Source organism: Spirochaetaceae bacterium (genome assembly GCA_009784515.1).
GTDB lineage: Bacteria > Spirochaetota > Spirochaetia > WRBN01 > WRBN01 > WRBN01.
On the sequence record WRBN01000089.1, the window covers coordinates 1 to 7,867 of the forward strand.

General features: G+C 40.5%; 11 protein-coding genes and 1 rRNA gene. 3 read left to right on the forward strand and 9 right to left on the reverse strand.

Annotation, left to right across the window (positions count from 1 at the left end; translation table 11 throughout):
- From FWE37_08485 to FWE37_08510, 6 genes are all read right to left on the reverse strand, one after another.
- A partial coding sequence (locus FWE37_08485; GenBank protein MCL2521016.1) for a hypothetical protein occupies window positions 1-1,493 on the reverse strand: 1,493 nt, incomplete at its 3' end.
- Between the two features lie 24 nt (window positions 1,494-1,517).
- Window positions 1,518-2,276, reverse strand: coding sequence for a hypothetical protein (locus tag FWE37_08490; protein MCL2521017.1), 759 nt, complete (start codon window positions 2,274-2,276; stop codon window positions 1,518-1,520).
- Between the two features lie 81 nt (window positions 2,277-2,357).
- Entirely contained in the window at window positions 2,358-3,068 is a 711-nt protein-coding gene (locus FWE37_08495) for a hypothetical protein (protein MCL2521018.1), read from the reverse strand.
- A gap of 760 nt (window positions 3,069-3,828) precedes the next feature.
- Entirely contained in the window at window positions 3,829-4,038 is a 210-nt protein-coding gene (locus FWE37_08500; protein MCL2521019.1) for a type II toxin-antitoxin system RelE/ParE family toxin, read from the reverse strand.
- A 94-nt stretch (window positions 4,039-4,132) separates the two neighbouring features.
- On the reverse strand, window positions 4,133-4,357 hold the full coding sequence (locus tag FWE37_08505; protein ID MCL2521020.1) for a type II toxin-antitoxin system ParD family antitoxin: 225 nt from the start codon (window positions 4,355-4,357) through the stop codon (window positions 4,133-4,135).
- Between the two features lie 159 nt (window positions 4,358-4,516).
- A complete protein-coding gene (locus tag FWE37_08510; GenBank protein MCL2521021.1) occupies window positions 4,517-5,155 on the reverse strand; it encodes a hypothetical protein in 639 nt (212 codons plus the stop codon).
- A 195-nt stretch (window positions 5,156-5,350) separates the two neighbouring features.
- Here FWE37_08510 and FWE37_08515 point away from each other — a divergent pair, with 195 nt between their 5' ends.
- The 3 genes from FWE37_08515 (at window position 5,351) to FWE37_08525 (ending at window position 6,658) form a co-directional block, all read left to right on the forward strand.
- Window positions 5,351-5,629 (forward strand): type II toxin-antitoxin system RelE/ParE family toxin, encoded by a 279-nt coding sequence (locus tag FWE37_08515; protein MCL2521022.1) that lies wholly within the window; start codon window positions 5,351-5,353, stop codon window positions 5,627-5,629.
- A gap of 14 nt (window positions 5,630-5,643) precedes the next feature.
- Window positions 5,644-5,955, forward strand: a complete 312-nt coding sequence (locus FWE37_08520; GenBank protein ID MCL2521023.1) for a HigA family addiction module antitoxin — start codon at window positions 5,644-5,646, stop codon at window positions 5,953-5,955.
- Between the two features lie 76 nt (window positions 5,956-6,031).
- Complete coding sequence (locus FWE37_08525) at window positions 6,032-6,658, forward strand: hypothetical protein (GenBank protein MCL2521024.1); 627 nt, start codon at window positions 6,032-6,034, stop codon at window positions 6,656-6,658.
- 343 nt (window positions 6,659-7,001) lie between these two features.
- Here FWE37_08525 and FWE37_08530 read toward each other — a convergent pair whose 3' ends face one another.
- The 3 genes from FWE37_08530 to rrf form a co-directional block, all read right to left on the reverse strand.
- Window positions 7,002-7,274, reverse strand: a complete 273-nt coding sequence (locus FWE37_08530) for a hypothetical protein (protein ID MCL2521025.1) — start codon at window positions 7,272-7,274, stop codon at window positions 7,002-7,004.
- Between the two features lie 13 nt (window positions 7,275-7,287).
- Window positions 7,288-7,461 carry a hypothetical protein gene (locus tag FWE37_08535; GenBank protein MCL2521026.1) on the reverse strand — a complete coding sequence of 58 codons (174 nt, stop codon included), beginning with the start codon at window positions 7,459-7,461 and terminating at the stop codon, window positions 7,288-7,290.
- Window positions 7,462-7,761: 300 nt separating this feature from the next.
- Window positions 7,762-7,867, reverse strand: a 5S ribosomal RNA gene (gene rrf, locus FWE37_08540); the annotation flags it as partial.

Consider the following 7,867-nt stretch of genomic DNA (forward strand, 5'->3'; position numbering starts at 1 on the left):
TTAAAGGCGTTAGGCACTAGGCCGCGCCCTGCCCAGTGGCTGGCATTGGGGACATCGCTGGTAATAATGGCACCGGGTTCATCAGCCCCGCTAAGGTTACCGCTTAAAGTTCCGTTATCGTTCCCTTGCCCGGCAATAATAAATGGCCGTCGTCCGCCTCTAAAAATATTACCTTCGGCAACAATGTTGCTATGGTGGCCTGCCCCAATACTATAAATGGTAATATTGTCATAAATATTGTTAAAAACATGCACAGAGCCATTACGTACACGCGGGTGGCGTGAATCGCTGTTTTGAAACCAGTTATGGTGAACCGTAACCCCGCCTACAGTATCGGGAATGTTATTGCCAATTAAAATGGTTTTACCAGTCTGAATATAAGCATTATAAGCAACGGTAACATTTCTGGCACGGTTGGTTATATCGGTACTGCCATCACCCTTGAGGTAGTTAGAGCCGCCATTGATGGCCGTTGTGTTTTGGCCATGATGAAAGGTGTTATGGTGTACCCAAACATGGCTTAAGCCCCTATCGGGAAGACCGCTGTTGGTTATACCGCCATGCACATTAACGGCACTATCGTGCGGCCAGCTAAAGGTAATATTGCGTATAACAATATTAGCCGGAACTGTATTAGCAGTTTCATTGTTGGCACCTTGTATATGAATGCCCCAACCCTCTATCTTGGCATTGGTACCAATACCTTCAAAGGTAACATTTCTGGCACTACGCATAAAAAGCATTTTATTACTACTGGTGTTACCTGTGGTATTGAGGTTAGTATTTTCACGGGTGGCGGCAGGTATGGTGCTGCGGTCAAAAATATCACCATTAAATACACCTACTTGGCCCATAAAACGAAAGATGGTAGGGCCTGTAATAGCCGATGTACCGCCGCTTTCAGGAAAACGCCCCGTATTACCGCTTCCTGTAAGCGTATAATTCATGTTGGCTTGGGTTACATAAAAAACTGTGGCATTGCCAACAAGCCCCTCATCAGTATACCCGCCGCTGGTAATAAAACCATCGGCAAAGGCATAACCTTGCCTATCAAAGGGTACAGAAACTAAATTGTTTATGGTGCCGCTAAAGCCGCCGCCAGCAATAGTTAGCGTATATGTAGCCCCATCTCTGCCTAAAGCAGGCACATCTACCCGCCATAAACGGCTATTAGAATCTATCTGCCTAACCAAAAAGGCGCTATGGGTTGTACCCTCACCAGCCCCATTACTATCGGGGTGAACCACGCCGCCCTGAAAAGCATCTAAAGGTTGCCCATTAACTGTTACCATAAAAGCATTTACACCAGCTGGGGCCAGCCATTCGGCATAGGCTACTTCAAACCATGTGCCGTGCCGCACAAACTCTATGGTGCTGCCCGCCGCTATATAAGAGGCATTAACATGCGGGTCTGCGGCGCTGGTACCTCTGGGGTTACAAGCCGCTAAGGTTATTAAAGCCATTAAAATTAAAAATTTACTTACTATGTTCATTGTTTATTTCTCCAATATTTCTCCCTAAGGTAAAATGAAGTTCCCATTAGTATCTATACCCTCTGCCACCACTAAACCTGCTTTTTCAAAGGCGCTACGCGGGCCAACCAAGATAAAACCAAGTTGCCGCTGTCCATCCTCTGAAGGGGCCCCTGTTCCACCCGTTGGTATCCCGCTGGCCGCTATGGTAGCAGCGCTATAGGCTGGAGTGCTTCTGCGGTTAATGGTGTAATTTATTACCCCACCGCCAAAAGCATTAATTGGGAAGGGCGTATTTAAAAAATCGGCCGCTGTAACATTTACCATGTGGTGTTCCCAGCCGTAACCACGCCACGCAGCAGCCATTCTAAAAAATATTACGTTAGAAAAGCCAGTTCCCTCTAGGCCATGCACCGCATTGGCCCCATTACCCGGCCCTCTATCCATTGGGCTATCGGTACCTGTGCTGTTAGAGGCAAACTGGGTTATACGGCCAAGTTGTGCCGGGCTAATACGCACCACCACTTCATGGCCAGCGGGGAAGGAAAAACCTAAATCTGTAGCATGTTGCCAAAGAGCTGGGGCAATGGGGTGCTGTATGCTCCCTTCAAAAGCTATACCTGCATCGGTGCCGCCATAAGCAAGCCCTCTTAAAAAATTAAAATCACCAACATTCCCGTTAGGCCCCACCTGCCTAATAGGCAGGGTAATAGCCACAATAAGCTCATCGCTAGAGCCACTAGTGTTACAGGCCATTAGGGCTGCTAAAGCGGTTACCAATAAAAATTTAATTAATATTTTCATATATGTTCCTTTAAAAAATTAAGCCATATCGACGAAGTAAATTTCTCGCCGATATAGCCACACCGTAATTGTTATTTAAGACTAAGGTAGCTCCCATATTTCAATACGTTGGAGAGCTAAACGACCGGGTGCAACCGCCCCATTTGAACCTGCCCAAGGCCAGTTAGTAATCCCCAAAGTACCACTTCCGGCAGCAAAAGTGTGCTCAACTGCCAAAGTGGTAGTGTTGTTACTAAGAGTGCTGGTAACAAACGTTACATTCACATTCTCGCTACCATACGCAAGAGGAACGGTTACCGTTGCATTATCCGCATGTACTCTTAATACATGCATAACTACTCTAATGCTACCACTTAATGCTACAGTAGTAGTAAATGTACGAGCCGTACCATTTGGGTCTATCCCCCCATTAGTACCACGGAAATTACCTACAGCGATAAAATCTAAAACATCAGAAGCCGCATTTGGCGAAATCGTTCGTACCACCCCACCCCAGCTCGAAACATTACCAGTGACAGTATTGGTACCATTAACAGCACCAACGTTAGTGAAATCAAAAACATAAGCTGGCCCTGTTGGTGTAATAGGCCCACCTCCTCCTCCTGTATTATCACCACCGCCACCTCCGCCTCCCGGCGTGCCGCCTCCGGGACCGCCACCCGGGCCAGTTGGCGGCACGCCGCCGTCGCCGCCAAACACACCGGCAATAGGGGTTCTGCCGCTACCATCGGGGCTACAGGCTACTAAAGCCATTATTATTAAGATAAACAAAAACTTTATTGAAACTTTCATGAGGTTACCTCCTAATTTAATTTTAAAGCAAATTTAATTAAACACATAGCCGTAAAGCTAAATAAAAGCTGCCCAAGAACGCGCATCTCGGCATTAAATGTCTATAAATCTGGGGCAGACTCTTCTTAAGCAAAGACATAACCGGTAAATGATATAAATAAAAGAAGCAAAATTTTTTTATGGCTAGCATTCCCTCCTTGCAATGTTCTTTAGCTAGTGTAACACAGCTTTAAGGATTGTCAAGCGTTATAACACAAAATATTTATAAATTTGTGTTAATATAAGGAGATAGGCCGATAGAACTTTCATTATAATAGCTACAATCAGCAATAAAAGAGCTTTAAATGGCCATTATAATTACTAAGAAAGGGAAAATAAGGTTATGATAAAATTTATGAAGCTATAAAAGCTAGGAATAAAAGAAGAGAAAAAGCCCTTGATGAGAGCCTGTTCGCATAAAGAAAATTTTACCACGAATAGCACAAATGACACGAATGAAGTCGATTTTATTCGTGCAGCACGCGGCTAGCCCTTCGGCCCAGTGTGTCATTCGTGGTTATAACCCTTACCTTGAAATAAAAAAGCCGGCGACGACCTACTCTTCCACACACACAAGCCAAACTGGAGCAGGCTTTTGCCGAGTAATCGGAGGTTTTTGCAGTGAGGCTTTGCCCACTGTTTTGCACCGCAGTACATTCCGTAAACTAGGGCTTAACTTCCGTGTTCGGGAAGGGAACGAACTTATTTAATCTGTGAAGGATTAAATATGAGCCTCTATATCCATTTTTTGATGTAAGATACGCACAACTTCTACATCACCATCTTGCAGACGATAAAAAATAAGATGTTTACCTATTTTATATTTAAAGTACCCTTGCCGTATATGATTAACATTTATGCCTAACTTATAATCAATGCTTAACTGGTTAAAAGCCTCATCTAACATCTTTAAATAAAGATTACGTTGCAAAATCCTCCGATTACTCGAATTTTGCCCCAGTTATCTTGCGTGTAAGTGGCAATATTTTTTAAATCTTCATAAGCTTTTTGGGTAAGAAAGAACATTAATCTAACTCTGCTATTAACTTTTCAAGATTATAATCGGCCCTGCCGCTATTTTCACCCTCAATTAAAGCCGAGCGTAAAAGAGCTTTTCTAGCCTCTTGCTCTTCTAAATTGCGTAAAGCAGCTCTAATAACTTCGCTCACACTACCATAATGACCGCTTTTAACGAGATTATTAACAAATTCCTCAAAATGTTTGCCTAAAGTAACGCTGGTATTACTCATATTTTATACCTCATTATATTAAATAATAATATTATTAGGTATAAAAGTCAAGGCCACTAGGCAACAAAAAACCCCCACTGTCCAATGAGGGTGATAATTACAAATAAAAACCGGCGGCAACTACTCCCTTAAAGCCAGCGCTTAACTTATTTATAAAATTTAAATCAACATAGTAATAAGCCGTAATGTTTCACGCATACGCCAATTGTTTCTTATATCGGTAAAGGTAAATAAATTATTGGGTTCGGTGGGCGGTACATTATCGCCCGTAAAGGTTCTGCCATCACTATTTAAGGTGAAGGTAAGCTGAGCGCTACCTATAACACCTATAACATCCTCCATTAACGTTCCGCCTAGCATAGCGCCTATAATATCTTGGGTAATACTTACTCTTACCGTATTATTTGCATCATCAAAATAGAATTCAGCCATAAACTGTACCTCTAAGTAATCACCTTCTACAGCTCCACTAGCCGTCTGGCCACCATCATTAAAATCAAATTGGCCTAGTTGAAGATGATTTATTCTAGCCACACCACTATCTAACTTTAAGCTACCTGTGGCCAACCTAGTGATACTGCCTTCGCTCCAAAATCGGTTAGGTATAGCGGCTAAACTAAGGCCATCGTTACTGGGAACATCAAAAGCGGCCAATACAGCTGTACGCATAGCCACTGCAGCTTCTGATAACGGAGGGTCTTTATCATCTATCTCATCGGGTTTGGGTTCTGGGCTGGGATTACATGCCAGCATAAAAATAGCTAACACAAAATTAAGTAAAAACATTTTTTTAAACATAATAAACATCCTTAAAATAACTATTTGTCAATTAACAGCCTAAAGGGGAGCTATTCTTAACATTCCTATGTTAAGATGTCAATAGGCTGGCCTATTTTTTTGGAATAAATTTAGGTAAGATTAAAGAGAACATCTTCAGTATTGAAACTACACCTCTTACTTGACATTATGCCGTTATTAACATACTATAAAGGCATGGACAAATTCCATAATGATTTAACCAGACGTATCTTTGAAGGAGAACGAATAAAAGGGTTACCAGACGATTTAATGAGGCGAGCCAAAATTAAAATTTTTCATGTTTTAGCGGCCCGTGATATAAGAACCTTAGCAATTCCACCAGCAAATCGTTTAGAGAAATTATCAGGCAGCAGGGACGGGCAATGGTCTATACGGGTTAATGATAAATACCGTATTTGCTTTAATTGGTTTGATGGAAAAGCCTCAAATATAGAATTTGTAGATTATCATTAGAAAAGGAGTTCACGATGAAAGATATTATCTTAATTCATGTTGGCGATATACTTAAAGAGGAATATTTAGAGCCTATGGGAATTAGTGCCTACCGTTTAGCTAAAGAGATTGGCGTATCTACTTCCTTGATGTCGCAAATTATACGCGGTGTTACTGCTATCTCTCCCGATACCGCTTGGCGACTAGCACAATTTTTTGATACCGATGTTGAGTATTGGTTAAATTTGCAGCTTTTATGCGATATGCAACGCATTAATAATAAATATGCTCATGCAAATATCACTATTTCATCGTATCGACAATTTTACGAGCCAGTTGAAGTTTAAATAGGTTAGCCTATTTTTAAAAATAATTTTGGATAAGATTATTGTGTTTTTTACTTAATCATTAGGGAATGCATAAATGTCAAAGCAAACAATTAACGGGAATTGTTTTATGTGCAGAGAAACTGCCACTAAAACAGTAATAAAAAACCATGTAATGAAAAAACATAATAGTGGTGATGAAAAATGCTACTTGATAAAAGCTGAAGGCGCTTATGATAAAGACTACTGGTTATTTTTTAGTGTTACCACTAATACTACACTCACCGCAATAGACCATTTTTTACGGGAAATATGGTGTGAATGTTGCGGCCATTTAAGTGCTTTTTATAAAGGTGGCGATGAGCTTGACGAAGATACGGAAATTGCCGCTCTTAATATCGGGGATAAATTAGTTTATGAATATGATTTTGGCACAACGACAGAAGTTAATCTAACAATTATTAGTGAGATATTACGGCCTAAAAATGATGAAGAAATTGTACTACTGGTGCGTAATGAACCTATAACCCACTTATGTGATAGTTGCGGGGCTATAGCTACTTATGTAAATGTTTGGGAAGAGGGTTTTCTCTGTGAAAACTGTGCAGAAGATAAAGAGGCACTTATGCCCATTACCAACTCACCACGTATGGGTGAATGTGGTTATACAGGTGAAGAAGATAGATGGGTTTTTGATAAGAGTAAGCCCTTTCCGCAGAATTGATTGGGGTATGGAAATAGGGGCAAAATTACGTTTGGGTTCAGGAATAGGGTTTAAATGGGAGTTAAATTGCCTTAATCTGTGGTAAGATAACTGCAAACTAAGGCTTAACTTCCGTGTTCGGAACGGGTGCAGGTAGCACTCGCCATTATTTTTTTAAATTACATAAAAAACATGAATTTAATCCAGCCGCCAATAACGAATAGTATAAGTAAAACAAAGAAAAAACATATGACACCTAATAATTTATCCACTTTACAAAGTGTCTTTCTATTTGCATGGTAAAGTATACTATTAATTGAATCTGCTACATCGTGAGATTTACTTCTCAAACTTTTCTTTTTCATTATTTTTTATTTTTTACTCCATGTGATTTAACTATCTCCTCAACACGACTTACAAAGGCTTCATGAGTAATTTCACCTTTTTTAAGTCGTTTCTGTTCCATTTTTAACAAAGATAACCCAATTTTATCTAATCCTTTAATGTTCTGCTCTTTAACAAGTTCTCCTACTAACTTGAAAGCAGCAGGTGCTATAACACCAGCAGCCACCAATGAAGCTAAGATGATTTTGGTTACGGCTGCAGCCCCTAATGCGGGCAATACGGGTAACAACATAATAATTCTCCTTTTATTTATTTTTCTTGCATGGTTCACCTGTCTTACATTTGGCTACCCTACACTCTTTACAATATGATTGAGGCACTTTCCCATCATTTCTAAAGCCAAACTTTTCTTCAATTTCTTTTCTACCAACTGCTTTAGTATAACAGCATGGACAATCCGCAGAAATATTATTTGGCATAATACAATCCCTCCTTTCCTTAAATAATTTAGTCTAACACCAAAAGAAGTGTTTCATTAACAATTCTTATTGTTAATGTCAATAGACCTATTGAGTTTTTTTTAAATAATTTTAGGTAAGATTAAGGGGTGATTGAACCACGAAAGGCACGAACCACACGAAAATAAGACAGAAAAAGCCATCTATTAAGATGGTTTTAGATAAAGCATTCATGTTCTTTTTTACCACGATGAAGTCGTTAGGGTTCGCACGAAAGACACAAAAAACCTCTATCAGAGGATAGAGGTGAAGGAAATAAAAAACTGGCGACGACCTACTCTCCCACAACTAGACGCTGCAGTACCATTGGCAAACTAGGGCTTAACTTCCGTGTTCGGGATGGGAACGGGTGTTTCCCCCAGCTTAA